26 protein-coding genes and 1 pseudogene are annotated in these 25,982 nt (G+C 72.9%); 16 read left to right on the top strand and 11 right to left on the bottom strand.

All coding sequences use genetic code 11. The annotated features are described in order from the left end of the window. Positions 1–48: 48 nt before the first annotated feature. From JOE43_RS00655 to JOE43_RS00640, 4 genes are all read right to left on the bottom strand, one after another. Positions 49–270 (bottom strand): hypothetical protein, encoded by a 222-nt coding sequence (locus tag JOE43_RS00655; RefSeq protein WP_209513875.1) that lies wholly within the window; start codon positions 268–270, stop codon positions 49–51. A 147-nt stretch (positions 271–417) separates the two neighbouring features. Beyond that, positions 418–1,539: a hypothetical protein gene (locus JOE43_RS00650; protein ID WP_209513873.1), complete on the bottom strand. Its 1,122-nt coding sequence runs from the start codon at positions 1,537–1,539 to the stop codon at positions 418–420. Between the two features lie 35 nt (positions 1,540–1,574). Then, a complete protein-coding gene (gene mshD / locus JOE43_RS00645) occupies positions 1,575–2,408 on the bottom strand; it encodes a mycothiol synthase (RefSeq protein WP_209513871.1) in 834 nt (277 codons plus the stop codon). Further along, on the bottom strand, positions 2,405–3,085 hold the full coding sequence (locus tag JOE43_RS00640; protein ID WP_056057071.1) for a winged helix-turn-helix domain-containing protein: 681 nt from the start codon (positions 3,083–3,085) through the stop codon (positions 2,405–2,407). Before JOE43_RS00640 ends, mshD begins: the two co-directional genes overlap by 4 nt. A 108-nt stretch (positions 3,086–3,193) precedes the next feature. On the opposite strand from JOE43_RS00640, the gene JOE43_RS00635 reads away from it, so the two are divergent. The 4 genes from JOE43_RS00635 to JOE43_RS00620 all read left to right on the top strand — a co-directional run bounded on the left by JOE43_RS00635 (position 3,194) and on the right by JOE43_RS00620 (position 6,641). After that, complete coding sequence (locus tag JOE43_RS00635; protein WP_167260190.1) at positions 3,194–3,487, top strand: hypothetical protein; 294 nt, start codon at positions 3,194–3,196, stop codon at positions 3,485–3,487. Positions 3,488–3,694: 207 nt separating this feature from the next. Continuing rightward, positions 3,695–4,330, top strand: coding sequence for an FABP family protein (locus tag JOE43_RS00630; RefSeq protein WP_056057068.1), 636 nt, complete (start codon positions 3,695–3,697; stop codon positions 4,328–4,330). Positions 4,331–4,385: 55 nt separating this feature from the next. Beyond that, positions 4,386–5,519 carry a folate-binding protein YgfZ gene (locus JOE43_RS00625; protein ID WP_209518927.1) on the top strand — a complete coding sequence of 378 codons (1,134 nt, stop codon included), beginning with the start codon at positions 4,386–4,388 and terminating at the stop codon, positions 5,517–5,519. Between the two features lie 9 nt (positions 5,520–5,528). After that, entirely contained in the window at positions 5,529–6,641 is a 1,113-nt protein-coding gene (locus tag JOE43_RS00620; RefSeq protein WP_209513869.1) for an aromatic acid exporter family protein, read from the top strand. Between the two features lie 17 nt (positions 6,642–6,658). On the opposite strand, the gene JOE43_RS00615 is transcribed toward JOE43_RS00620, so the two are convergent. Further along, on the bottom strand, positions 6,659–7,435 hold the full coding sequence (locus JOE43_RS00615; RefSeq protein ID WP_209513867.1) for a class I SAM-dependent methyltransferase: 777 nt from the start codon (positions 7,433–7,435) through the stop codon (positions 6,659–6,661). A gap of 45 nt (positions 7,436–7,480) precedes the next feature. Between JOE43_RS00615 and JOE43_RS00610 the strand changes: the two genes are divergently transcribed. After that, positions 7,481–8,233 carry a phosphoglyceromutase gene (locus tag JOE43_RS00610; RefSeq protein ID WP_056057060.1) on the top strand — a complete coding sequence of 251 codons (753 nt, stop codon included), beginning with the start codon at positions 7,481–7,483 and terminating at the stop codon, positions 8,231–8,233. Between the two features lie 58 nt (positions 8,234–8,291). Here the strand turns inward: JOE43_RS00610 and JOE43_RS00605 are convergent, their stop codons facing one another. Continuing rightward, entirely contained in the window at positions 8,292–8,825 is a 534-nt protein-coding gene (locus JOE43_RS00605) for an AAA family ATPase (RefSeq protein WP_209513865.1), read from the bottom strand. 22 nt (positions 8,826–8,847) lie between these two features. Beyond that, positions 8,848–9,501, bottom strand: coding sequence for a phosphate signaling complex protein PhoU (gene phoU, locus JOE43_RS00600; RefSeq protein ID WP_056057055.1), 654 nt, complete (start codon positions 9,499–9,501; stop codon positions 8,848–8,850). A 208-nt stretch (positions 9,502–9,709) separates the two neighbouring features. On the opposite strand from phoU, the gene JOE43_RS00595 reads away from it, so the two are divergent. Both JOE43_RS00595 and JOE43_RS00590 read left to right on the top strand, forming a co-directional pair. Further along, positions 9,710–10,900 (top strand): cell wall metabolism sensor histidine kinase WalK, encoded by a 1,191-nt coding sequence (locus JOE43_RS00595; protein WP_209513863.1) that lies wholly within the window; start codon positions 9,710–9,712, stop codon positions 10,898–10,900. Next, the gene (locus tag JOE43_RS00590; RefSeq protein WP_209513861.1) at positions 10,897–11,583 is read left to right on the top strand and encodes a response regulator transcription factor; all 687 of its coding nucleotides are present in this window, start codon (positions 10,897–10,899) and stop codon (positions 11,581–11,583) included. Before JOE43_RS00595 ends, JOE43_RS00590 begins: the two co-directional genes overlap by 4 nt. Positions 11,584–11,694: 111 nt before the next feature. Here JOE43_RS00590 and JOE43_RS00585 read toward each other — a convergent pair whose 3' ends face one another. Continuing rightward, positions 11,695–12,303: a hypothetical protein gene (locus JOE43_RS00585; protein ID WP_209513859.1), complete on the bottom strand. Its 609-nt coding sequence runs from the start codon at positions 12,301–12,303 to the stop codon at positions 11,695–11,697. Positions 12,304–12,412: 109 nt separating this feature from the next. Between JOE43_RS00585 and JOE43_RS00580 the strand changes: the two genes are divergently transcribed. From JOE43_RS00580 to rlmB, 4 genes and pseudogenes are all read left to right on the top strand, one after another. After that, positions 12,413–12,895 (top strand): CarD family transcriptional regulator, encoded by a 483-nt coding sequence (locus JOE43_RS00580; RefSeq protein WP_043597211.1) that lies wholly within the window; start codon positions 12,413–12,415, stop codon positions 12,893–12,895. Next, positions 12,885–14,114 (top strand): annotated as a pseudogene (ispD, locus tag JOE43_RS00575) (2-C-methyl-D-erythritol 4-phosphate cytidylyltransferase); the annotation flags it as partial. The gene JOE43_RS00580 and the pseudogene ispD, both read left to right, overlap by 11 nt. Before the next feature lie 148 nt (positions 14,115–14,262). Beyond that, entirely contained in the window at positions 14,263–15,681 is a 1,419-nt protein-coding gene (gene cysS / locus JOE43_RS00570; RefSeq protein ID WP_209513855.1) for a cysteine--tRNA ligase, read from the top strand. Next, entirely contained in the window at positions 15,678–16,718 is a 1,041-nt protein-coding gene (rlmB, locus tag JOE43_RS00565) for a 23S rRNA (guanosine(2251)-2'-O)-methyltransferase RlmB (protein WP_056057046.1), read from the top strand. The genes cysS and rlmB overlap by 4 nt, the downstream gene beginning before the upstream one ends. An 88-nt stretch (positions 16,719–16,806) precedes the next feature. Here rlmB and JOE43_RS00560 read toward each other — a convergent pair whose 3' ends face one another. Further along, on the bottom strand, positions 16,807–18,099 hold the full coding sequence (locus tag JOE43_RS00560) for a DUF4032 domain-containing protein (RefSeq protein WP_192046268.1): 1,293 nt from the start codon (positions 18,097–18,099) through the stop codon (positions 16,807–16,809). Positions 18,100–18,234: 135 nt separating this feature from the next. Further along, positions 18,235–19,335 (bottom strand): ABC transporter ATP-binding protein, encoded by a 1,101-nt coding sequence (locus JOE43_RS00555; RefSeq protein WP_056057042.1) that lies wholly within the window; start codon positions 19,333–19,335, stop codon positions 18,235–18,237. A 307-nt stretch (positions 19,336–19,642) separates the two neighbouring features. Between JOE43_RS00555 and JOE43_RS00550 the strand changes: the two genes are divergently transcribed. Continuing rightward, on the top strand, positions 19,643–20,605 hold the full coding sequence (locus JOE43_RS00550) for a thioredoxin domain-containing protein (protein WP_209513853.1): 963 nt from the start codon (positions 19,643–19,645) through the stop codon (positions 20,603–20,605). Between the two features lie 18 nt (positions 20,606–20,623). Here the strand turns inward: JOE43_RS00550 and JOE43_RS00545 are convergent, their stop codons facing one another. After that, positions 20,624–21,217 carry a metallophosphoesterase gene (locus JOE43_RS00545; protein ID WP_209513851.1) on the bottom strand — a complete coding sequence of 198 codons (594 nt, stop codon included), beginning with the start codon at positions 21,215–21,217 and terminating at the stop codon, positions 20,624–20,626. 31 nt (positions 21,218–21,248) lie between these two features. Between JOE43_RS00545 and JOE43_RS00540 the strand changes: the two genes are divergently transcribed. The 4 genes from JOE43_RS00540 to JOE43_RS00525 all read left to right on the top strand — a co-directional run bounded on the left by JOE43_RS00540 (position 21,249) and on the right by JOE43_RS00525 (position 25,870). Then, a complete protein-coding gene (locus JOE43_RS00540) occupies positions 21,249–22,025 on the top strand; it encodes a glycosyltransferase (RefSeq protein ID WP_307803178.1) in 777 nt (258 codons plus the stop codon). Positions 22,026–22,191: 166 nt separating this feature from the next. Next, positions 22,192–23,325, top strand: a complete 1,134-nt coding sequence (locus tag JOE43_RS00535; protein ID WP_185233682.1) for an AI-2E family transporter — start codon at positions 22,192–22,194, stop codon at positions 23,323–23,325. 273 nt (positions 23,326–23,598) lie between these two features. Beyond that, positions 23,599–25,374, top strand: coding sequence for an MDR family MFS transporter (locus tag JOE43_RS00530; RefSeq protein ID WP_209518925.1), 1,776 nt, complete (start codon positions 23,599–23,601; stop codon positions 25,372–25,374). Continuing rightward, positions 25,355–25,870: a MarR family winged helix-turn-helix transcriptional regulator gene (locus tag JOE43_RS00525; protein ID WP_209513847.1), complete on the top strand. Its 516-nt coding sequence runs from the start codon at positions 25,355–25,357 to the stop codon at positions 25,868–25,870. The genes JOE43_RS00530 and JOE43_RS00525 overlap by 20 nt, the downstream gene beginning before the upstream one ends. Positions 25,871–25,982 lie beyond the last annotated feature (112 nt).

Raw genomic sequence — 25,982 nt, 5'->3', positions numbered from 1 at the left:
GAACGCCCCCGCGGAGTCGCGGGGGCGTTCGTGGTGGTCGCGCTGGTGCTACTTCTTCTCCTCGAGCTTCAGCGCGATGCCGAGGCCGAAGAACGTGGGCGCCCAGTGGCCGATGAAGATGCCCCAGCGGTCGGACTGGGCCTTGTCGTTCGAGTCCTTGCCCTGCGACGCGAGCCAGGCCACGAGGGCGATGACGATGGAGGCGAAGCCGCCCCAGTAGGCGTGCTTGCTCTGGACTCCGAGGTCGGAGAGGAAACGGACGGGGTTCATGGTGTTCTCCTGCAGCTCGTGGGGATCGTGCGGTCCCCACAATCCACTCCGTCGCGCTGTGAGCCAGGTGGCAGCCCGGAGGCCGGGTCGGAGTAGCCCCCGGAGGCGTCGACGACGTACCCCGACGTACCCCGACGTGCTCCGGCCCTAGAGGAAGGGGCCGGCCTCGAACGCCGCGCCCTCCGGCGTGACGTCCGTGACGACCCCGGCCACGCGGACGGGCACGGGCGAGACCGAGCCGAAGGTGCCCGTCGCCCCCGACGCGTCGCGAGCGTCGGCGCTGTAGGAGGCGGCCCCCTCGGTCACCGAGGTGACGTCCCAGCCGGTGCCGTCCCACTCGCCCACGTCGTACGTCGGGGCCGTCTCGAGGGTCCACTTCTGGTTCGACAGCTCGTAGCCGCCGTCGCCGTTGAGGAGGGCGAAGCTGCACCCCTCGGGGCGGGGGTCGGGGCTGCCGACGCAGCCGGAGACCCAGCCGTCGACGGCCGCCCGGGCCGAGGCCTCGCCCTGCTCGGTCAGCTCGGCCACGAGGACGGCCGGGGTGCCGCGGCTGCCGGCGCCCGAGGCGGTGCCGGTCGCGGCGGGTGCGCCCCAGAGGTCGCCGCCGCCGCCGAGCTCGACGTCGTAGCTGCCCGGCAGGGCGCGGAGCTCCACCGTGGCGGAGTCGCCCCGCGGCAGCTCGGCGCCGGCGACCGAGACGGTCGCGGACGACGGCGCGCCGACCTGGACGGTCAGCGTGCCGAGCTCCACCGGCTCCAGCTCCCACCGCGGGAAGAAGAGGAGGTCGCGGCCGTCGCTCACGAGGGCGAACGACTGCTGCCACCGGGGGCCCGCCTCGCCGCCCTGCTGCACGGTCGCCTCGACGGTGGCCGACTCGTCGTCCACGACCGCCGGGGCGACGTCGAAGTCGCTCACCCGGTCGCTCGCCGCGGCGTAGGCCTCGTCGGTGAGGAGGACGTCGTCGTCGCCGACCTCGGTGCCGTCGAGGGCGAAGGCGCGCTCGGCGTCGCCCTGCTGCAGGGCCTCGAGGTACGCCGCGACGGCGGCCTCGGGGCGGTGCGACGCCGCCGTCCGGCCGACGCCGACGGCGGCCGCCGCCGCGAGCAGGAAGAGCAGCACGCCCGCGCCCACCAGCACGGTGCGACGACGACGTCGCCGCGGCGCCGCGGGGGAGTCCGCGACTCCCGTGACTCCGTCGACTCCCTCGGCCCGGCCGCCCGGCCCGCCGTCGCGGTGCTCGTCGCCCGGCGTCCCCTGCGTCTCGCTCATGTCTCTCCCCCTGGAGTCGTCCTGGCCCGGCGGCGTCAGCGCCGCAGGGTCCACTGCACGTCGACCGCGTGGTCGACGAAGCCCCGGCCGGCGTAGAGCCTCAGCGCCGGCTCGTTGTCGCCCTCGACGTAGAGGGCGGCGGTGTCGGCGCCGCGCTCGGCGAGGCGCGCGAACCCGGCGTCGACCACCGCGCCTCCCAGGCCCTCGCCCTGGTGGTCGGGGCTGACCGCGACGGCGTAGAACTCGCCGGGCTGGCCCGCCTCGAGCTTCAGCCAGCACGACGCGAGCAGCTCGTCGCCCCGCCACAGCAGGAGCAGGTCGCCCGCGTCGAACCACGGCTCGGCCCGTCGGGCGTCGAGGTCGGCCTGGTCGATCGAGCCCTGCTCGGGGTGGCTCGCGAAGGCGTGGGCGTTGAGGTCGAGCCAGGCCGCGTCGTCGGTGCCCGGGCGGAACGCGGCGACGCGGTCGCCCTCGCGGAGGCGCGGGGTGCGCGGGGCCACCGGCGCGCGCTGCTGCAGCAGGCGCCGGGTCTCGTCGAGCCCGAAGCGCGCGGCGAGCACGCGGGAGCCCGGGTGGTCGCCGTGGGCCCAGAACGTGGTCGGGCCTGTCGTCTCGTCGAGGACCCGCTGCGCGAGCAGGGCGCCGAGGCCCTCGCGACGGTGGTCGGGGTGCACGACCAGCTCGACCTCGGTGCCGGCCGGGCCGTCGTCGCCGCCGCCGACGGAGCGCAGCACCGCGGCCGCGTGCGGCGCCTCGACGACCCGGGCCTCGCCCGAGCGCACCTCGACGAGCGCCTGGTCGTTGACCGGCGGGCTGCCGTCGACCGCCTGGGCCGCGCGGGCGAGCGCCTCGACGTCGGCGGGGGTCACGCGCCCGGCCCCGGCAGGTCGTCGTCGTACACGTTGAAGCGGTAGCCGACGTTGCGCACCGTGCCGATCAGCGACTCGAGGTCGCCGAGCTTGGCGCGGAGGCGCCGCACGTGCACGTCGACCGTGCGGGTGCCGCCGAAGTAGTCGTAGCCCCACACCTCGCTGAGCAGCTGCTCGCGCGTGAAGACGCGGGAGGGGTGCGTCGCGAAGAAGCGGAGCAGCTCGAACTCCTTGAAGGTGAGGTCGAGCGGTCGGCCGTGCACCTTGGCCGAGTAGCTCGCCTCGTCGATGACGACGCCCGAGGCGTGGATCTTCGAGCCGGTCTGCGACTGCGCCAGCCGGCCCGTCACGAGGCGGATGCGGGCGTCGACCTCGGCGGGCCCGGCCGTCTCGAGGATGACGTCGTCGACGCCCCACTCGGAGTTGACCGCCGTCAGGCCGCCCTCGGTGAGCACGAGCACGAGGGGCACCGTGACGCCCGTGGTGCGGAGGATCTTGCAGAGCGACTTGGCGCTGGCGAGGTCGGCCCGGGCGTCGACGAAGATGAGGTCGCTCGAGGGCGCGTTCACCAGCTGTGCGGGTTCGGCCGGGATCTGCCGGGTACGGTGGCTGAGGAGAGCCAGAGCCGGGAGCACGTCAGGGCTGCCCGCAGAGGTCAAGACCAACAGCTGCGCCACACGGACCTCCAGTGAATGTATGGTCGGCAGTCTAAAACACGAGTGATGCCCGGCTCGACCACGTGTCGACGCCCCCCGGGGCTCGGGCCACGAACGGAGAACTGCGCAGTGACCACCCCGGCCGTCCCGCCCACCAGCCGCCGCGTGCGCCTCAAGCCGCTGACCGTGGTGCCCGTCTGGGCCTTCACGCTGATCGTCGCGGTGGTCGTCTCGATCGCCGCCCCCGGCGACGACTTCTACGTGTGGCTGCCGCTCGTGCTGGCCACGAGCATCATCCTGAGCTTCGTGCTGCAGCTCGCCGCCAGCGAGAAGGACGGCCTGGTCTCGCGCTGCGTCCTCACGCTCTGCGGCAGCCTCGTCATCCTCGCCGTGACGACGGGCGTGCTCGCGCTCGTCCACTGAGCCCGGTGCCCCGCCGCCGCTGGGCAGCCCCTGGGCGCCGCGTCCCGCCCCTCCCGCCGACGGTGCCGCGCGGGTAGTCTTGCGGCATGGATTCCTTGCTCGCCCTCGAGATGTTCTACGTGGGGCTCCTCGCCCTCGCGTCGCTGGCCATCGCCTTCGTCTCCGTCGTCGTCCTCGTCAAGCTCTTCAAGGGCCAGCGCTAGACCCGTGATCGACATCCCCACCGACCTCCCTGCGGAGCTCGTCCCGCTGTCCTGGCTCATCGGCGTGTGGGAGGGCACGGGCGTCGTCGACTACAAGATCGGCGAGGGCGACCCCGACGCCCCCGTCGACGGCGCGCCCCCGGCCGTCCGTCGCACGCACGAGTTCGGTCAGCGCGTCAGCTTCAGCCACGACGGCCTGCCCTACCTGAACTACAGCTCGTTCAGCTGGCTGCTCGACGACGAGCGCACGCCCCTGGCGAGCGAGACCGGCTACTGGCGCCTCGAGCGCCCCGCCGAGGTGGGCGACCGCGGGCCCGGCATGCTGCCCGGGCAGGGCGTCGCGCCCTTCCGGTCGGCGCAGACCGTCGAGATCCTCCGCCGCCCCGACGACGGGTTCGGCCTCGAGGTGCAGCTCGTGCACCCCACGGGCGTCAACGAGCTCTACCTGGGCCGGGTCAAGGGCCCGCGCATCGACCTGTCGACCGACGCGGTGCTCCGCTCGAGCAACGCGAAGGAGTACTCGGCCGCCACGCGCATGTACGGCCTCGTCGAGAACCACCTGCTCTGGGCCTGGGACATCGCGGCCCTCGGCCAGGAGCTCCGCACCCACGCCTCCGGGCGCCTGGCCCGCGTTGACTGACGCCCCGGCCGCCGGAGTCGCGGGCCCGTCGGCCGCCGACCCCGCCCCCGTCGTCGTGTCGCCGTTCGCGGCGCGCGACGGCTTCGTCGACGACGGCAGCGGGGTCGCCGCGCACTACGGCAACCCCCTCACCGAGCAGCGGGCGCTCGTCCGCGGCGCGGCGGTCGTCGACCTCTCCGACCGCGGCGTGCTCACCGTCAGCGGCCCCGACCGCCTCAGCTGGCTGAACTCGCTCACGAGCCAGGCCCTGCTCGGGCTCGAGCCCGGTCGGTCGACCGAGACCCTCCTGCTCGACGCCAACGGCCGCCTCGAGCACGCCGCCCGCGTCGTCGACGACGGCGAGACCACCTGGCTGCTCGTCGACCGCGTCGAGGCCGAGCCCCTGCGCGCCTGGCTCGACCGGATGCGCTTCATGCTGCGGGTCGAGGTCGCCGACCGCACGGCCGACGTCGCCACGATCGGCGCCCTGGCCGACGTCGAGCTGCCCGTCCCGGTGCTCGCCCCCGCCGGCGTGCCCGTGGTCTGGGTCGACCCCTGGCGCGAGGTCGCCCCCGGCGGCCACGGCTACGCCGACGCCGAGACGCACCCCGGCCGCGACTGGAGCTACCGCGAGGTGCTCGTCGACCGGGCCGACCTCGCCGCCCTCGCCGCGTCCGACCTGCCCGCTGCCGGCACGCTCGCCCTGGAGGCCCTGCGCATCGAGGCCTGGCGCCCGCGCCTGTCGACCGAGGTCGACGAGCGCAGCATCCCGCACGAGCTCGACTGGCTCCGCTCCGCGGTCCACCTGGCCAAGGGCTGCTACCGGGGTCAGGAGACCGTCGCCAAGGTGCACAACATCGGGCACCCGCCGCGGCGCCTGGTGATGCTCCACCTCGACGGCTCCGACACCGTGCTGCCCGCCCCCGGCGACCCCGTCGTCACCGTGGCGGCCGTCGCCGAGGCGACCGCCGCCGGCACCCCGCTCGCCGACCTGGCCCCCGTGGGCCGCGTCACGAGCTCCGCCGTCCACCACGAGCTCGGCCCCGTCGCGCTCGCCGTGGTCAAGCGCACCACCGACGAGACCGCGCCCCTCGCGGTGCTCTCGGCCGACATCGTCGTCGCCGCCGCTCCGCAGACGATCGTGCCGGCCTCCGCGGGCGCCGCCGCCGGGGTGCCCCGGCTGCCGCGCCTGGGAGCCGTCCGCCGCTAGGCGGCCCGGGTGGCGACCCGGCAGCCGGGTGCCGTCCGTCGGGCGGCCTCGCGCGCCTCCCGCGGCTTCGACCCCCGGGCGGCGACCCGTCGCACGGTGACGTCGATGCCGGCGATCGTGCAGATCGTCGTGGCCGCCAGCGCGTCGTACGCGATCACGCACCTGGGGCTCGGCCACGCGGTGCCTCTGCTCGCCGTCACGATCACGATCTCGTCGCTCGGCCTGGCCCGCGACGCCCGGCCCCGCGTCGTGCTCGAGAACGCGGTCGGCGTGCTGATCGGCATCGCCCTCAGCGAGGTCATGCTGCTCGTGCTCGGCAAGGGGCTCTGGCAGGTCGCGGCCGTGCTGCTGGTCGTGCTCGCGGTCGCCCGCTTCGCGTCGCCGAGCAGCGCGTTCGCCGCGGCCGCCGCCACGCAGTCGATGCTCGTCATGCTGCTGCCCGACCCGGAGGGCGGCCCGTTCGTGCGCAGCGTCGACGGAGCGGTCGGCGGGCTCGTCGCCCTCGCGGTGACGGCGATCGTGCCGCGCGACCCGGTCGGGCTGGCGCGGGCCGACGCGCGGGCCCTCTTCGCCGAGGTCGGGTCCGCCTTCGAGGCGCTCGTCGTTGCGCTCCGCACCGACGACGTCCGCCGGGCCGACGAGGCCCTCCGGCGCCTGAGGTCGACGCAGCCGCTGCTCGACGACTGGGCGTCGACGCTCGAGTCGGCCGTCTCGATCTCGCGCCTCTCGCCCTTCCTGAGGTCGCGCCTCCCGCACCTCCGTCAGCAGCAGTCGCTGCGGCTCCACGTCGACCTCGCGGTGCGCAACCTCCGGGTGATCGCCCGCCGGGTCGACACGTCGCTCGGCGACGGGCGCGACCGGCTCGGCCTCGCCGACCTCGTCGAGAGCACGGGCCGCGCGGTCGTCGTGCTCGGCGGCTCGGTCGACGACGTCGAGCGCCTGCCCGCGGCGAGGGAGGCCCTCAGCGCGGTGGGCCGGCGCCTCGACCCGGCCGTCGTCGCGCCCGGCGCCCCGGTCACCGAGGCGATCGTGGTGCTGATGATGCGCCCGCTCGTCATCGACCTGCTGATGGCCACGGGCCTCCCGCACGACGAGGCGCGCCGCCGCCTCGCCGTCGTCTGAGCGGCGCCCGCGCGGGCTCAGGCCCGGGGCGCCACCGCGCTCCACGGCAGGGTCAGCTCGCCGAGCCGCCAGCGCGTCCGGCCGTGCCGCACGGGCCAGCCGGCGGCCCGCAGCCCCTCCACGGTCGCGATCCAGCGCTGCACCGGCCCGTAGACCGAGAGCGGGGCCGCGATCGCCCACTGCCGGTCGAGGTCGACCAGCAGGTCGTGCACGCGCTCGCCCGGCACGTTGCGGTGGATGAGCGCCTTGGGCAGCCGCTCGGCGACGATCGACGGCACCTCGAGCGAGGCGAGGTGCAGCGCGACCGTGAACGTCTGCGGCCCCGCCTCGGTGACGTCGACCCAGCTCGCGACGCGGCCGACCTCGTTGCAGGTGCCCTCGACGAGCACCCCGCCGGGCTGCAGCCGCGACGTCATCAGCCGCCACGACGCGTCGACCTGCGACTCGTCGTACTGCCGCAGCACGTTGAGCGCACGGATGACGGCCGGTGGTCGCCCACCGTCCAGCGGCACCTCGAAGCCCCCGAGCCGGAAGCTCACGCCCGGCCGCGCCGACAGCGACGCGAGCCGCACCCGCTCCGGGTCGATCTCGATGCCGACCACCTCGACGTCGGGCCGGACCTTCCGGAGGCGCTGGTGCAGCTCCAGGGGAGTGGTCGCGCTGGCCCCGTAGCCGAGGTCGACGACCAGCGGGTCGTCGGCACGGCGCAGCACGGGGTGCGCGGCGATCCACCGGTCGACGCGGCGGAGCCGGTTGGTGCCGGTCGTGCCGCGCGTGATCGATCCGATGGGCATGGCTCCGAGTCTGACAGCCCGGGGCGTCGGCGATACGCTGGAGGCATGACTTCGACGCTCATCCTCCTCCGTCACGGCAACAGCGAGTGGAACCAGGCGAACCTCTTCACGGGGTGGGTCGACGTCCGCCTCAGCGAGCAGGGGCGCGCCGAGGCGAAGCGCGCCGGCGAGCTCCTCGTCGAGCACCAGATGCAGCCCGACATCCTGTACACCTCGCGCCTCACCCGCGCCATCCAGACCGCCGACATCGCCCTGGAGGAGGCCGACCGCCTCTGGATCGACGTGAAGCGCTCCTGGCGGCTCAACGAGCGCCACTACGGCGCCCTGCAGGGCAAGGACAAGGCGCAGACCCTCGAGCAGTACGGCCCCGAGCAGTTCCAGACCTGGCGTCGCTCGTTCGACGTGCCGCCGCCGCCCCTCGACGACGACAGCGAGTTCTCGCAGGCGCACGACGTCCGCTACGCCGAGCTCGGCGTCGACGCCCCGCGCACCGAGTCGCTCGCCCTCGTGATCGAGCGCATGATCCCCTACTGGGAGAGCGACATCACCGCGAGCCTCGCCGAGGGCAAGGTCGTGCTGGTCACCGCCCACGGCAACTCGCTGCGCGCGCTGGTCAAGCACCTCGACGGCATCAGCGACGACGAGATCTCCGAGCTCAACATCCCCACCGGCATCCCGCTCGTCTACGAGCTCGACGACGACTTCCGCCCCACGGGCCCCGGCCGCTACCTCGACCCGCAGGCCGCCGCCGCCGGCGCGGCCGCCGTCGCGGCGCAGGGGGAGAAAAAGGGCCTGTAGGGGCGTCCTCGCCATCGGAGCCCGCCCCCGCCGTCGTGCGGGGGCGGGCTCCGTCCCGTCACACGAAGTGCGCGCTGATCTCCATCACGAGGGAATCGACGTCTACCTCGCCGTTCGTGTCGACGCGCACGACCGGCCAGGCGCCGAGCGGCCCCGCGCCCTCGACCCGGTCGGCCCAGCCGGCGGCCAGCTCGTCGGCCGTGCCGTGCACGGGGTGGCGGCCGCCGCCCTCGACGCGCGCCGCCGAGCGGGCGAGCGCGAGCTCGGGAGCCACCTCGCACCACACCTCGAGCACGCGGGGCGAACCGGCCTGCTCGACGCCGGCGCGCACGCCGTCGAGGTCGTCGTCGGGCCGCCAGCCCGCGTCCACGACGACGCCGGCCTCGACCTCGCCGGCCATCGCCCAGACGGCGTCCACGGCGATGCGCCGCACCGCCTGCGGGGCGATCATCGGCCCGGCCAGGTCGGCCAGCGCCTCCTGCACGGGGTCGACCGCGAGCAGCGGGCAGCCGAGCACGCCGGCCAGCGTGGCCGAGACGGTGGTCTTGCCCGAGCCGGGCAGACCGTTGACGAGGATCGCGACAGAAGCCATCCCCCCATCATCCCGCAGCGGGTCAGACCTCGGCGGCCACCCAGTCGCCGGTCGCCAGGTACTGGACCTTCTTGGCGATCGAGACGGCGTGGTCGGCGAAGCGCTCGTGGTAGCGCGACGCGAGGGTCGAGTCGACGGTGTCGACCGCCGCGCCCTTCCAGGTCTCGCCGAGCACCTTGTCGAAGACGCTGAGGTGCAGCTCGTCGATGCGGTCGTCGTCGTTGCGGATCTCCTCCGCGAGGCGGACGTCCTCCGTCGTGAGCAGCTCGGTGAGCTTCTTCGCGATGGCGACGTCGAGCCGGCCGAGCTCCTGGAAGGTCGGGCGCAGCGACTTCGGCACGACCTTCTCGGGGAAGCGGTAGCGGGCGAGCTGGGCGATGTGCTCGGCCATGTCGCCCATGCGCTCGAGCGACGCGCTGATGCGCAGGGCGCTGACCACGATGCGGAGGTCGCGGGCGACGGGGTTCTGGCGCGCCAGGATGTCGATGGCGAGCTCGTCGAGGGCGATCGCGCGCTCGTCGATGCGGTCGTCGTCGGCGATGACCTTCTCGGCCAGCGTCACGTCGGAGTCGTTGAAGGCCGTGGTGGCGTTCTCGATCGAGACGGCGACGAGGCCCGCGATCTCGACGAGGCGCTCCTGCACCTCTTGCAGTTCCTGCTGGAATACCTCGCGCATGGGAGTCTGGGCCTCTCGTCGTTCCGGGGGTGTCCGGGTCTCGGGGCGACCGCCCCGTGCTGTGCCGGCGGAGCCGCCCGCACAGTCCCGTCGACTCTCACGGGTGGAGGTTAACGGTCGGTGACGGGAGGCCCAACAGTGCCCAAAGTACAGCGCTCCGGCTGGCTCTCGTCCGTTCCCGCCCCGGGCGTTCACTATCGTGACCTGCATGGAACCAACCTGGTTGGTGCCGGCCTCGCTGCTCTTCGGCGTCGTGGTCGGCGCCGCGGTCGTGATGGTGGTGGTGTCGGCTCAGCGCCGGGCCGCCCGCGTCGCGGCACTCGTCGAGACGACGCTGCCGGACGGCATCGACGCGGTGCTCGACGCCCTCTCGTCGGCCGGGCTCGTCGTCGACCCGTCGGGCAACGTGCTGAAGGCCTCGCCGTTCGCCCGCCAGCTCGGCCTGGTCTCGGCGCAGGAGCACCTGGTGCACCCCGAGATCGAGGCCCTCGTCGACCTGGCGCGGCGGAGCGACGACCCGCAGGAGGCGCAGCTCACCCTGGCGCGCCTCCCCGGTTCCGAGGCCACCGTCGCCCTCGGCGTGCGGGCCGCGGTGCTGGGCGGCCGATACGTGCTCGTGCTCGCCGAGGACCACACCGAGGGCCGCCGGCTCGACGACATGCGCCGTGACTTCGTGGCCAACATCAGCCACGAGCTGAAGACCCCGATCGGTGCGGTGGGCCTGCTCGCCGAGGCGCTCGACGCGGCCTCGGCCGACCCCGAGCGCGTCCGCCACTTCGCCGGCCGACTGACCCGCGAGGCCGACCGGCTCGGCCGCCTCACCCAGGACATCATCGAGCTCTCGCGGCTGCAGGCCACCGACGCGCTCGAGTCGAGCGACCCGGTCGACGTGCGGTCGGTCGTCGACACCGCCGTCGACCGCAACCGGGTCGAGGCCGACGCGCGGGGCATCTCCCTCGTCGTCCGCGGCGGCAAGAAGGCGCAGGTGCTCGGTGACGAGACGATGCTCGTCACCGCCGTCGACAACCTCGTCTCGAACGCCATCGCCTACTCGCCCGACGGGTCGCGCATCGGCATCGGCGCGACCGTCGACGACGAGGGCGGCGTCTCGATCGCGGTGAGCGACCAGGGCTACGGCATCCCCGAGCACGAGCTCGACCGCGTCTTCGAGCGCTTCTACCGCGTCGACCAGGCCCGGTCTCGCCGCACCGGCGGCACCGGCCTGGGCCTCGCGATCGTCAAGCACGTCGTCCAGAACCACGGCGGCGAGGTGCGCGTCTGGTCGCAGGTCGGCAGCGGGTCGACCTTCACGATCCGGCTGCCCGAGTTCGAGGCCCGCCCCGACACCCGTTCCGTCCCTGTCATGGTCACCACACGAGGAGACACCGATACCCGATGAGCACCCACATCCTGATCGTCGAGGACGAGGAGTCGCTGAGCGAGCCCCTGGCCTTCATCCTCGAGCGCGAGGGCTACCGCGTGACGGTCGCCGACGACGGCCCGTCCGCCCTGGCCCTGTTCGACAAGTCGGGCGCCGACCTCGTGCTGCTCGACCTGATGCTGCCCGGCATCCCCGGCACGGAGGTCTGCCGGGTGCTCCGCTCGAGGTCGCAGGTGCCCATCATCATGCTGACCGCGAAGGACAGCGAGGTGGACATCGTCGTGGGGCTCGAGCTCGGCGCCGACGACTACGTCACCAAGCCGTACTCGACGCGGGAGCTGCTGGCGCGCATCCGGGCGGTGCTCCGTCGCCGGGCCGACGACGGCGACGACCTCGCCGACGGCATGCTCGAGGCGGGCGACATCCGCATGGACGTCGAGCGCCACGTCGTGACGGTGCGCGGCGAGGACGTCGCGATGCCGCTCAAGGAGTTCGAGCTGCTCGAGCTGCTGATGCGCAACGCCGGCCGCGTGCTGACGCGCGGCCAGCTGATCGACCGGGTCTGGGGCTCCGACTACTTCGGCGACACCAAGACCCTCGACGTGCACATCAAGCGCATCCGCTCGAAGATCGAGCCCGTGCCCTCCGAGCCCAAGGCGCTCGTGACCGTGCGCGGGCTCGGGTACCGCATCGAGGCCTGAGGCGACCTCGGCCGGCGGCTCCCGTCCGGCCGCCGACGCACGAGGGGCCCGGCTCCGCTGACGCGGACCGGGCCCCTGGTCGTCTCGGCGCCGCTCGGGCGCCGCGTGCCGCTACGGGGTCGGCGTGGCCGAGGGCGTGCCGTCCTCGGGCGAGGGGAGGGTCGTCGACTCGGCCGACGGGGCCGTGGTCTCGCCCGGCGTCGGGAGGAGGGTCGCGTACTCGGAGAGCTCGCCGGTCAGCACGGGGACCTGCAGGCTCTTGCCCGTCTCGGTGCCGTACTGGACGAAGACGGGCAGCAGGGCCCCGGGGGTGACGTCGAGGTCGCTCATCACGAACTGCTCCTGGCCGACCTCGGTGCCGAGGTCGACCTGCGAGTTCGCGTCGACGTCGACCGTCTGCGTCTCGTCGCCCGACTCGGTCTCGTACTGGAAGCTCACCTGCGCGGCGTCGTCGCCGCTGTTGATGATCGACATGACGAGGCTGGCCTCGGCGCCGTCGTCGGTGAGGGCCAGGGCGTTGAGCACCTTGACGTCGCCGACCGTCACGCTCGTGCCGTCGCTGGCGTCGTAGAACTGGGTCGTGCGCTGGGGGCTGATGAAGTTGCAGCCGGCGGCGACGACGAGCACGGCGGCACCCACGGTGGCGGCGGCGAGGGCGCGGACGCCTCGACGGTCAATTGCAGATGCGACTCGCACGAGTGCCTCCAGGATCCAGTTCACGGCAAAGGTCTGCCCCAGCTTAGCGAGGGCAGAGGGGGCCGGTTCGTCAGGGCAGCCTTACCACCGACCTTCCATGTTATCCTGGGCGTCGCAGAATGGAGCCTGATTCATGCAGTTCGAGGTCGGAGAGACCGTCGTCTACCCCCATCACGGGGCCGCGACGATCTCTGAAGTCAAGAAGCGGATCATCAAGGGCGAAGAGAAGCTGTACCTCAAGCTTCGCGTCACCCAGGGTGATCTGACCATCGAGGTACCCGCAGACAACGTCGACCTGGTCGGCGTCCGGGACGTCATCGGCAAAGAGGGGCTCGACCGCGTGTTCGACGTCCTCCGTGCGCCGTTCACGGAAGAACCCACCAACTGGTCCCGCCGCTACAAGGCGAACCTGGAGAAGCTCGCGTCGGGCGACGTCATCAAGGTGTCCGAGGTCGTCCGCGACCTGTGGCGCCGCGACCAGGACCGCGGGCTGTCCGCCGGCGAGAAGCGCATGCTCGCCAAGGCGCGCCAGATCCTGATCAGCGAGCTCGCCCTCGCGGAGAAGACCGACGAAGAGAAGGCGTCGAGCGTCCTCGACGAGGTTCTTGCGTCCTAGCACCACCGACGACCGCACGGTCGGCTCCCTGACGGGGGTCGGTCGGGCGGTCGTCGTCGTCGCGGCCGGGAGCGGCACGCGTCTCGGCCTCGGCACGCCGAAGGCCTTCGTCGAGGTGGCCGGGCGCAGCATCCTGGCCCGCTCGCTCGACGCCGTGCTCGCCTCGGCGGTGCCCACCCAGATCGTCGTGGTCGTGCCGCAGGAGCTGCTCGCCGACGCCACGGAGCTCGTCGTCGCGGCGGCCGGCCACGTCGCCGACCACGTCGCGGTGGTCGCGGGAGGCGCCAGCCGACAGGCCAGCGTCGCCGCCGGCCTCGGGGCGGTCGCCCCCGACGTCGCGACCGTCCTGGTGCACGACTGCGCGCGCCCCTTCACCCCCACGGCCCAGTTCGACCTCGTCGCGTCGACGGTCGAGGCGACCGGCCGCGGCGTCGTGCCGGGGCTCCCCGTCAGCGACACGATCAAGCGCGTCGACGCGGCCGGCACGGTGCTCGACACCGTCGACCGCTCCGAGCTGGTCGCGATGCAGACCCCCCAGGGCTTCCCGCGGGCGGCCCTCGACGCCGCCTACGCCGCGGCCCGGGCCGAGCACACCGACGACGCCGCCCTGTTCGCGGCGGCCGGCCACGAGGTCGTCGTCGTCGAGGGCGACCCGGTCGCGTTCAAGATCACCACCCGCTGGGACCTCCAACGCGCCGAGACGATCGCGGCGCAGCAGGCCGCGGCGGTCGGCGCTCCCGACCCGCGCCTCCGACCCGACCCCGCCCTCCGCACCGGGCTCGGCATCGACGTCCACGCCTTCGACCCGGCCGCGCCGCTGCACCTCGGCCTCCTGCACTTCGAGGGCGAGGCGGGGCTCGCCGGCCACAGCGACGGCGACGCCGTCGCGCACGCCGTCGTCGACGCCCTCCTCTCGGCCGCCGGCCTCGGCGACATCGGCTCGATGTTCGGCACCGACGACCCGCGCTTCGCCGGCGCGGGCGGCGAGGTCTTCCTCACCGCGGCCGTCGAGCGCCTGACGCACGCGGGCGTCGACGTCGTCGACGTCGCCGTCCAGGTCGTCGGCAACCGGCCCCGGCTCTCCGCCCGCCGCCTCGAGATGGAGGAGCGGCTGATGCAGGTCGTCGGCGCCCCCGTCAGTGTGTCGGCCACGACCACCGACGGGCTCGGCTTCACCGGCCGCGGCGAGGGGCTGACGGCGATCGCGACCGCGCTGGTGTCGGTCGTCGACCCGGCGGCGCGCACCGCGCCTCCCCGGGGCCCTGCCTCCGCCTCCGCCCCGGCACGGGGCGCCGTCGCCCCGACCTCGCTCACCGACGACGGGTCGTCCGACCCGTCCGCCGACGATCACTGAATAGGCTGACCGCGTGACCATCCGCCTCTACGACTCCCGCGAGCAGGCGCTCGTCGACTTCGTCCCCCTCGAGCCCGGCCGGGTGGGGCTGTACGTCTGCGGGCCCACCGTGCAGTCGTCGCCGCACATCGGCCACCTGCGCAGCGCGCTGGTCTACGACCTGTGGCGCCGCTGGTTCACCTACCGCGGCCTCGACGTGACCCTGGTGCGCAACGTCACCGACATCGACGACAAGATCCTCGCGCTCTCGAGCGGCACCGACGAGGAGTGGTGGGCGCGCGCCTACCGCTACGAGCTCGAGTTCACCGCGGGCTACCAGGCGCTCGGCGTGCTGCCGCCGACCTACGAGCCGCGCGCGACCGCGAGCGTCACCGAGATGCAGCAGATCGTCGCGACGCTGATCGACCGCGGGCACGCCTACGCCGCGCCCGACGGCTCGGGCGACGTGTACTTCGACACCGCGAGCTGGCCGAGCTACGGCGCCCTGACGAACCAGGGCCTCGACGACATGGCCCCTGCGGCCGACGCCGACCCCCGCGGCAAGCGCGACCCCCGCGACTTCGCGCTCTGGAAGGGCGCGAAGGCCGACGAGCCCACCTCGGCGAGCTGGTCGTCGCAGTGGGGCGACGGCCGGCCGGGCTGGCACATCGAGTGCTCGGCGATGTCGAAGCGGTACCTGGGCAGCGCCTTCGACATCCACGGCGGGGGCCTCGACCTGCGGTTCCCGCACCACGAGAACGAGCTGGCCCAGTCGACCGCGGCCGGCGACGCCTTCGCGCACCACTGGCTGCACAACGGCCTCGTCGCCGTCGACGGCCAGAAGATGTCGAAGTCGCTCGGCAACTCGATCTTCGCCGCCGACTTCCTCGCCCTCGCGCGGCCGGTCGTCGTCCGCTACTTCCTCAGCGCGGCGCACTACCGCTCGACCATCGACTACCACGACGGCGCGCTCGTCGAGGCGGAGGCCGCGCTCGACCGCGTCGAGACGTTCCTCTCTCGCGCCGAGCGCCGCCTGGCCGACACCCGCTTCGCCGGTGTCGGCGCCCGCGTCGTGCCCGACGAGTTCGCCGAGGCGATGGACGACGACCTCAACGTGCCGCAGGCGATCGCCGTGCTGCACGACGCCGTCCGGTCGGGCAACGTCGCCCTCGACGACGGCGACCTCGACACGGCCGCCCGCGACCGCCAGCACGTCGCCGCCATGGTGGCCGTGCTGGGCATCGACCCGCTGGCGCCCGAGTGGCGCGGAGACGACGAGGGCGACGCGCACCGCGCGCTCGGCACCCTCGTCGAGACCCTCCTCGCCAGCCGCCAGGAAGCCAGGGCCGCGCGCGACTTCGCGCAGGCCGACCGCGTACGCGAGATGCTGGCGTCCGCCGGCGTCACCATCGAAGACACCCCCAGCGGGTCGCATTGGAGCCTCGAACAGTGAAGAACACCAGCGGAGCGAACAAGGGGCGGCCGAGCAGCAGCGCCGTCCGCAAGGGCAGCAAGGGCAAGCAGGTCGGCAGCGGCGGCCAGGGGCGCCAGGCGCTCGAGGGCAAGAAGCCCACGCCCGCCGCGGAGGACCGCCCGTACCACCCCGCAGGCAAGGCGAAGGCGGCGCGCGAGCGCCTCGACGCCGCCCGGGGGCGCGGCGGCAACGGCCCCCGCGCCGGGTCGCCGATCGCCGGTCGCGGCGGGCAGGACGCCCCCCGTCGCAAGCCGAAGAGCTCGGACGACAGCGAGATGGTCACCGGCCGCAACTCGGTGCTCGAGGCCCTGCGCACGCGCATCCCCGCCTCGACGCTCTACATCGCCGCGCGCATCGAGATGGACGACCGCACGAAGGAGATCCTCAACCTCGCGACGCGTCGCGGGCTGCCGATCCTCGAGGTCATGCGCCCTGAGCTCGACCGCCTCACGGGCCCCGACTCGGTGCACCAGGGCGTCGCCCTCAAGGTGCCGCCGTACGAGTACGCGCACCCGGTCGACCTGCTCGAGGGCTCGATCAAGCGTCGCCAGAACCCGCTCTTCGTCGCGCTCGACGGCATCACCGACCCGCGCAACCTGGGCGCGATCATCCGCTCGGTCGCGGCGTTCGGCGGCCAGGGCGTCATCATCCCGCAGCGCCGCTCGGTCGGCCTCACCGCCTCGGCGTGGAAGACCTCGGCGGGCGCCGCGGCCCGCATCCCCGTCGCCATGGCGTCGAACCTGACGCAGACCCTCAAGTCGTTCAAGGACCAGGGCGTCTTCGTGCTGGGCCTCGACGGCGACGGCGACGTCATGCTGCCGGGCCTCGAGCTCGCCGACCGCCCGCTGGTGGTCGTCGTGGGCAGCGAGGGCAAGGGCCTCTCGCGCATCGTCGCCGAGACCTGCGACGCCATCGTGTCGATCCCGATCACGGGCGCCGTCGAGTCGCTGAACGCCGGCATGGCCGCGAGCGTGACGCTCTACGAGATCTCGAAGCTGCGCGCCGAGCGCTCGTAGCGCTCGTCAGCCCCCACGAAGGAGGCGCGGTGCCGGTCGACCGGCACCGCGCCTCCTCTGCGTGGTCGCGGAAGGGACCGCGTCGGGGTCAGACCTTGGAGCGCCAGTCGTCGTCGTCCTCGGCCTCGAGCAGCTCGGCGTCGGGCAGGGTGATCGACTCGGTGGCCGGGTCGATGACGGTGCGCTCGTCACGGCGGTGCCGCAGCACGTCGTTGATGTACGACGTCAGCGCCTCGGCGATGGGCACGTCGCGGTTCTCCTGCTGCGAGCGGTACCAGCGGTGCTCGAGCAGCTGGTGGAAGACCTCCGCCGGCTCGAGGCGGCCGCGGAGGTCGCGGGGGATGGAGCGGACGACCGGCTCGAACACCCGGGCGGCCCACTCGTGCGCCACCATCTCCTCGTCGGCGTCCGTGTTGCCGGTGCGCAGCCGGTAGGCGTCGAGGTCGTTGAGGAGGCGCCGGGCCTGGTTCTCCTCCACGTCGAGGCCGGTGAGGCGCAGCAGGCGGCGAGAGTGGTGGCCGGCGTCGACGACCTTGGGCTGGATGCGCACCTGGGTGCCGCCCTCGGCCGTCTTGATCGCGAGCTCCTCGATGTCGAAGCCGAGGTCGTTGAGCCGCTCGACCCGGTCGGTGATGCGCCAGCGCTCCGAGCTGGAGAACGTCTCGCTGCCGGTCAGCTCCGTCCAGAGGCTGCGGTACTTCGCGACGATGCCGTTGCTGACGTCGACGGCGTCGAGGTTGTCGTCGAGGCGCCCGCCGGCCTCGAGGTCGAGCAGCTCGCCGGCGATGTTGACGCGGGCGACCTCGAGGTCGTTCTCGCGCTGGCCGTTCGAGAGCCCGCCCGGGTAGAGCTTGCCGGTCTCGGCGTCGACCAGGTACGCCGCGAAGGCGCCCGCGTCGCGCCGGAAGAGCGTGTTCGAGAGCGAGACGTCGCCCCAGTAGAAGCCGATCACGTGCAGGCGCACGAGCAGCAGGGCCAGCGCGTCGACGAGCCGCTTCGCGGTGTCGGGGCGGAGCGTCTGCGAGTACAGCGCCCGGTAGGGCAGCGAGAACTTGAGGTGCCGCGTGACGAGCACGGGGTTGAGGGGCGAGCCGTCGACGTCGCGCCGGTTCGTGATGACGGCCAGGGGGTCGACGCAGGGGATGTCCATCCGCTGCAGGGTGCGGAGCATCTCGTACTCGCCCCGGGCCATCTCGCCCGAGGTCTCCTTGATCGCGATCACGTAGCCGCTGAGGTGCGCGAAGCGCACCAGGTGCCGCGAGATGCCCTTCGGCAGGGCGGCGATGGCCTCGTCGGGCCACTCGTCGAGGGGGAGGGACCACGGCAGGTCGAGCAGCGCCGGGTCGACGGTGGCCGAGGTGATGTTGAGGGAGTCGCTCATGGGTCTTCTCTGGTCGGACGGCCGGGGCGCGCCGGGCGATCGGGTGTGGTCGGGGGGCGGAACGGGCGATCGGCCCGCCGGGTCGCTCGGAGAGGTTCTCCTGGCGACGCGACGGGCCGATCGGGGGTGCGGGGGCTACGCGCTGACGACGGCCTTGTCGCCGAGGCGCTGACCGCTCTCGGTGTCGAAGACGTGCACGTGGTGCGCCTGCGGCGTGATGTAGATCGTGTCGCCGAGGCCCGGGTGGTTGCGGCCGTCGACGCGCACGACGATGTCGACGCGCGCGCCGTCGACCTCGGTGTGGCCGTAGAGGTAGCCGTCGGCACCCAGCTCTTCGACGACGTCGACGGTGACCGCGAGGCCCTCGCCGGTCGTGTTGACCACGACGTCCTCCGGGCGGACGCCCACGGTGACGCTCTTGCCGTTGGCCTGGCCGACGGTGTCGCGGTCGACCGAGGTGACGGCCGTGCCGAACTTGATGCCGCCGTCGACGACGTCGGCGGGCAGCAGGTTCATGGCGGGGGAGCCGATGAAGCCGGCGACGAAGACGTTCTGCGGCTTCTCGTACAGGTCGCGGGGGGTGCCGACCTGCTGCAGGACGCCGTCCTTGAGGACCGCGATGCGGTCGCCCATGGTCAGGGCCTCGGTCTGGTCGTGGGTGACGTAGACCGTGGTGACGCCGAGGCGACGCTGCAGCGAGGCGATCTGCGTGCGGGTCTGGACGCGGAGCTTGGCGTCGAGGTTCGACAGCGGCTCGTCCATGAGGAAGACCTGGGGCTGGCGCACGATGGCGCGGCCCATGGCGACGCGCTGACGCTGACCGCCGGAGAGGGCCTTGGGCTTGCGCGAGAGGTAGGGCTCGAGGTCGAGCAGCTTCGCCGCCTCGAGGACGCGGGTCGCGCGCTCCTCCTTGCCGACGCCGGCGATCTTGAGCGCGAAGCCCATGTTCTCGGCGACGGTCATGTGCGGGTACAGCGCGTAGTTCTGGAACACCATCGCGATGTCGCGGTCCTTCGGCGGCACGTCGGTGACGTTGCGGTCGCCGATGAAGATGTCGCCGCTGTTGACCTCTTCGAGGCCGGCCAGCATGCGGAGGGTGGTCGACTTGCCGCAGCCCGAGGGGCCCACGAGGACGAGGAACTCGCCGTCGGCGACCTCGAGGTCGATGGCGTCGACCGCTGCGCGGGTCGAGCCGGGGTAGAGACGGGTTGCCTTGCTGAACGTCACGGACGCCATGATTCGTTTCTCCTTCACCGGCAGGTACGTGCCGGACGATCCGTTGTGAATGGACGGTGATCAACCGTGTTGATCGACGATGACCACCGTGCCTCAGCATGCCACAGAACCACCCCGTGCAGGGCCCCCGGACGGGTGGCCGGAGGGGGGTCGGGGGATGGTGTCCGGACATCTCCCAGCGCGCTCTCCTAAGATCACGGGGGGCCGGAGGCGCGCCACGTGCTCCCCGACCCGCTCCGCCCTACCCGTCTGCCCCTCAACGACGCGACGCCCCGACCCCCGTCGCGCATCGGAGAACCGCACCCCCATGACTGAGAACGACAAGTCGCTGACCAAGAACCAGCGGCGGGCCGCCGCCCGTGAGAAAGCGCAGCTCGCCCGCAGGAAGCAGAAGCGCCGTCAGCGGACGAGCCGCTGGGTGCTGCAGGGCGGGCTCGGCCTCGTCGTCGTGGCGATCGTCGTCGGCGTCGTGCTGGTCATCACGAACAGCATCAAGCCCGCCGGCCCCGGCCCCGCCAACATGGCGAGCGACGGCATCCGCATCGGCCAGGACTTCGTCGCGCAGACGACCCCCGCGCTCGAGGCCGGCGACGAGCCCGTCGCGACCGAGACCACGGCCGCCTCCGACACCGTCGACATCGTCGTCTACCTCGACTACCTCTGCCCGATCTGCGGCCAGTTCGAGGCGGCCAACAACGACTACATCGCCGGCCTCGTGTCGTCGGGCGCCGCGACGGTCGAGTACCACCCGATCGCGATCCTCACCAACAGCTCGCTGGGCACGAAGTACTCGAACCGGGCCGCGAACGCCGCCGCCTGCGTCGCGAACTACTCGCCCGACTCCTTCTTCGACTTCAACACGGCCATGTTCGACCAGCAGCCGGAGGAGGGCACGCGCGGCCTCGACGACTCGCAGCTCGCCGACATCGCGACGGGCGTCGACGGCGTGCAGCAGGCCTCGGCGATCGAGACCTGCATCGACGACCAGGAGTTCGCCTCGTGGGTCAGCGCCTCGACCGAGCGCGTGCTCGACGGCCCGCTGCCGAACAGCGACGTCGAGACCTTCCGCGGCACGCCCACCGTCCTGGTCAACGGCCAGCAGTACGACCCGAGCCTGCCGTTCACCAACGAGGAGTTCCGCAACTTCGTCGTGACCGCGGCTGGCAACAGCTACTCCGACTCGGCGACGTCGACGGCCACGCCGACGCCCGAGCCCACCGAGTCGGCGCCGGCCGAGACGCCCGCCCCGGCCGAGACGCCCGCCTCCTAGCCCCGGCTCGCGTCGCCGTCAGTCGCGGCGGCGCGGGTGGGGCACGATCACGTCGATCTCCCGCACGGGCCCCGCGGGCAGGTCGGCCCGGCGCGACCGGGTCGTCGGCCGGAGCGGCAGCTCGTGCAGCACGACGTCGCGCACGGTGCCCGCGTCCAGCACGACGCTGAGGTACGTCGCCCGCGGCTGTCGCCGCTTGTCGGTCGGCGACCCGGGGTTGAGCAGGCGCGTGCCGGAGGCGGTGGTCGAGTCCCACGGGATGTGGCTGTGGCCGAAGAACAGCAGGTCGGTCTCGGGGTGGAGGCGGTCCGCACGGGCCTCCCGCGCCTCCTTCTGTCCCGTCTCGTGGACGACGGCGACGCGCACGCCGTCGATCGTCTCGCGGGCCACCTCGGGCAGCCGGGCGCGGAGCTCGTCGCCGTCGTTGTTGCCCCAGACGCCGACCAGGCGTCGGGAGCGCCGCTCGAACTCGTCGAGGATCGCCGTGCCCGTCCAGTCGCCCGCGTGCACGACGACGTCGGCGGCCTCGACCGCCGCCCAGAGCTCGTCGGGCACGGCCCGGGCCTTCTGCGGCACGTGGGTGTCGGACACGACGACGACGGTGGTGGTCACCGGCCCAGGCTAGGCGCGGTTGACTGGGCCGGTGCGAGTCTCCGTCGTGATCCCGGTCCGTGACGACGCGCGGCACCTCGAGGCCTGCCTCCGGTCGCTCGCGCGCCAGACGCGGCTGCCCGACGAGGTGCTCGTGGTCGACAACGGCAGCACCGACGACACCGTGGCGGTCGCGACCGCGGCGGGTGCGCGCGTCGTGGCCGAGCCCGTGGTCGGCATCGCGGCCGCCGCCTCCACCGGGTACGACGCCGCGACCGGCGACCTGATCGGTCGCTGCGACGCCGACAGCGTGCTGCCCCGCACCTGGGTCGCCGAGCTCGCCGGCACCCTCGAGGCCGGCGACGACGTGCTGGCGGTCACGACGGGAGCCCGCTTCTACGACGCGCCCGTGGGCGCCCAGAGGCTCCTCTCGGCGGCGTACGTCGGCGCGTACCACTGGCTGGTGGGCTCGGCGCTGGCGCACTGGCCGCTGTTCGGGTCGACCATGATGATGCGCCGGTCGGCGTGGGCGGCCGTGAGCGACGTCGTGCACCGCCGCGACACGGGGCTGCACGACGACATGGACCTCGCCCTCCACCTCGGCGACCTGGCGCAGGAACGGGGCGGTCGCTTCGTCTACCGGCGCGACGTCGTGGCCGGCATCTCGGCGCGGCCGTTCGACCGGGGCGCCGACCCGGGGCTGCGGACGCGGCGCGCGCTGCGGGTCTTCGCCGTGCACGGGCGCTCGGGGGTGCCGTTCACCCGCTGGTGGCGGGCCGACCCGCTGCGCACGAGGGCGGTCTGGCGTCGTCTGCGGCCCCGCGCCTGACGGCGCCCGGCGGCCCTGCCCGCGCGCTCCTCTCCCGTCGCCCGCGTGGCTGGTGGCCCTCCGGGCCCCTCAGGTAGTTCGATGAGACGGTCGCGCACCGCGCGACGTCGTCGCACGCCCTCCGGCCGCGCACCATGACCACCACACAGAACGACGAGGACGAACCGTGGGACTCTTCCGCACCAAGGACGCCGAGGTGGTCGAGCACAACGCCGCCGTCCAGAGCAGCATCTGGACCGACGCGTTCGGCCGGCTGGCCATCCGCAGCCTGCAGATCATCGCCGTCGTCGTCGTCGGCATCGCCGTGATCTACACCTTCCTCTCGCTGAGCCTCGTCACGCTGCCCGTGCTGCTCGCGCTGATCTTCGCCTCGGCGATGTACCCGCTGATCGCCTTCCTGCGCCGGCACCGGGTGCCGAGCCTCCTCGCCACGATCATCGCCCTGCTCGGCGTCGTGGTCGTGCTGGGCCTCGTCGGCTGGCTGCTCGTCTGGGCCGTGGAGAACCAGGCGTCGACGCTCGCCAAGTCGGCGACGGAGGGCTTCAACCAGCTGCAGGACTGGATCACCACCCTGCCGTTCTCGATCACCGACGACCAGATCGAGTCCGTGCGGAACACCGTCGTCGACTTCGTGACGAGCGCGCAGTTCGGCTCGGGCGCCCTCGCCGGCGCGAGCGCCATCGGCAGCTTCGCGACCGGCCTCGTGCTGATGATCGTCGTGCTGTTCTTCTTCCTCAAGGACGGCCCCGCCATCTGGGAGTTCCTCCTCCGCCCGTTCAAGGGCGAGCAGTACGCCCGGGCCCGCCGCATCGGCGACAAGACGGTCGCCACCCTCGGCGGCTACGTGCGCGGCACGGCCACCGTCGCCGCCGTCGACGCGATCGGCATCGGAATCGGCCTCGCGATCATCGGCGTGCCGCTGGCGCTGCCCCTGGCCGTGGTCGTCTTCCTCACCGCCTTCATCCCGCTCGTCGGCGCCACCGCCGCGGGCATCCTCGCGGCGCTCGTCGCCCTCGTGGCCAACGGCCCCGTGGCCGCCATCTGGGTCATCGCCGTCGTCGTGCTCGTCAACCAGCTCGAGGGCAACTTCCTCCAGCCGGTGCTGATGGGCCGCACCCTGCAGCTGCACGGCCTCGTCATCCTGGTCGCCCTGACCGCCGGCACCATCCTCGGCGGCGTCGTCGGCGCGGTCATCGCCGTGCCGCTGATGGCCGTGGTCTGGGGCATCACGCAGGTGTGGAACGGCGAGCACCAGCCGGCGGAGATGTTCCGGAAGAAACGGCCGGAGGAAGTGCGCTAGCCCGCGAGGGCCTGCCGGAGGCGCGGTGTGCGGAGGACGCACACCGCGCCTCCGTCGTGTGCGGACGCATCTCGGGAAAAAGTCTGCACGATCTGCAGCGAGATGGTTGCGTTCCGTCAACTAGGGCGTATGGTTGACGTTCAGCAACTACCTGACCAACGGCGGTCAGCGACCCCCCATCTCAGAACGACCACGGAGCGCACCTTGTCGCAGACCACCACCGCCGCGGGCACGAAGCCCGCGGCTCCCCACGAACCGGGCGAAGCGCCCGGCATGAGCCACCGCGAAGTCCTCACGGCCCTGTCGGGCCTGCTGATGGGCATGCTCGTGGCGATCCTCTCGTCGACCGTCGTGTCGACCTCGCTGCCGCGCATCGTCAGCGACCTGAACGGCAGCCAGACCTCGTACACCTGGGTCATCACCGCCACGCTGCTCGCGACGACCGTCAGCACGCCCCTGTGGGGCAAGTTCTCCGACCTGACGAACCGCAAGGTGCTGCTGCAGGTGGCCCTCGTGCTGTTCGTGCTCGCGTCGGTCGCGGCCGGCTTCTCGCAGGACACCGCGACGCTGATCACCTTCCGCGTCTTCCAGGGCCTCGGCGCCGGCGGCCTCACCGCCCTGGTGCAGGTCGTCATGAGCGACATCATCAGCCCGCGTGAGCGCGGCCGGTACATGGGCTACCTCGGCGCCGTGATGAGCGTCGGCACCATCGGCGGCCCGCTGCTCGGCGGCGTGCTCACCGACACCATCGGATGGCGCTGGAACTTCTTCGTCGGCGTGCCCGTCGGCATCGCCGCACTGATCGTCATCCAGCGCACGCTGCACCTGCCGGCCAAGCCCAAGAAGAAGGTCGTCGTCGACTACTGGGGCGCCGGGCTGATCGCCGGCGGCGTCTCGCTGCTGCTCATCTGGGTGTCGCTCGGCGGCAAGCAGTTCGAGTGGGCCTCGGCCACCAGCTGGCTGATGGGCCTCGGCGCGGCCGTGCTGCTCGCCCTCGCCGTCGTCGTGGAGTTCCGCTCGAAGGAGCCGATCATCCCGCTCACGCTCTTCAAGAACCGCACGTTCACCTTCGCGGTCATCGCCTCGCTGAGCGTCGGCGTCGCGATGTTCGGCACCAGCGTCTTCCTCGGCCAGTACATGCAGCTGGCCCGCGGCCAGTCGCCGACCATGGCGGGCATCCTCACCCTGCCGATGGTGCTGGGCCTGCTCATCTCGTCGATGGTCGCCGGTGCGCTCATCTCGAAGTACGGCAAGTGGAAGCCCTACATGATCGTGGGCTCGATCCTCCTCGCCGCCGGCCTCTTCCTCATGTCGACCATCGAGTACGACACGAACTTCGCCGTCGTCTCGGTCTTCATGGCGATGATGGGGCTCGGCATCGGCATGGTGATGCAGAACCTCGTGCTCGTCGTGCAGAACTCCGTCGACGTCAGCGTCGTCGGCGCCGCCTCCTCGAGCGTCGCGTTCTTCCGCAGCCTCGGCGGCACGATCGGCGTCTCGGTCATGGGCGCCGTGCTCGGCACCAAGGTCTCGGGCTACATCACCGACGGCCTCACCGACGCGGGCGTCGACCCGAGCGCCCTCGGCAGCGGCGAGTCGACCACGAGCATCCCCGACCTCAGCACCGTGCCCGGCCCGATCCGCACCATCATCGAGTCGGCCTACGGCCAGGGCGTCGCCGACGTCTTCCTCATCGCGGCCCCGCTCGCCATCATCACCATCGTGTTCGTCTGCCTGCTGCCGAACGTCGAGCTCGGCACGAAGTCGGGCATCCAGCGCGCCGCCGCGGCCGGCCCCCAGGGAGGCGCGGCGCCGGTCGACGGAGCCGCCGCCTCCCCGGCGACCAAGGGCGCCGCGGCGACCGCCGGGCTCGCGCCCGCGGTCTCGAGCGCCCCGGCCGAGGCACAGCCGCGCACCGGCACCATCGATACGATCATCGCGACCGGGGCCGCCGAGGTGGCGGGCCACCCCGTGTCCGACGACGAGCTGAGCGAGAGCCCGGTGTTCTCGTCCCTGGTCGAGGAGAAAGATGTCGCAGCCGACCGATGACGGCCAGCCGGGAGGCGCGGTGCTCGACGCCCCGCGCCTCCCCGAGGCCGACGACGAGGGCCGGGAGGGCCTGATGGCCAGCGTGGTCGACGAGATCGGCTCGCTCATGGTGGAGGCCAAGCGCACCATCGCCGCCGCGGCCTCCCGCTTCGACCCCGACGTGCCGCCGACCGCGTTCTACGTGCTGCGCTACGTGATGAAGCACCAGCCCTGCACGGCCGGCGAGATCGTCCGTGCGATGGCGATGGACAAGAGCGCCGTGAGCCGGCAGGTCGCCCTGCTGCGCGACGCCGGGTTCGTCGACGTCGTGGCCGACGCCTCCGACGGCCGCGTCTCGACGCTGCGCAGCACGGAGCGGGCCGAGGCGCGCATGCTCGAGGTCCGCCACGAGAACCGCGCGGTGTTCCGCAGCCACGTCGAGGGCTGGACGGACGACGAGCTCGGGCAGTTCTCGGGCTGGCTGCACCGCTTCAACACCCCCGCCGGCCCGCGCTAGGCGACCCGCGACTCCTCGGGGCCCACGGCGGGCGAGACCGACGCCGACGGGCCGACGCCGTCGCCCGGGCCCGGCGGACCCGCCCGCGGACGACGACGGCCCCCTCCCTGGT

Source organism: Frigoribacterium sp. PvP121 (genome assembly GCF_017833115.1).
Classification (GTDB): domain Bacteria; phylum Actinomycetota; class Actinomycetes; order Actinomycetales; family Microbacteriaceae; genus Frigoribacterium; species Frigoribacterium endophyticum.
Note: the sequence above shows the minus strand (reverse complement) of the source record. Positions and strands in the feature narration are given on the sequence as shown.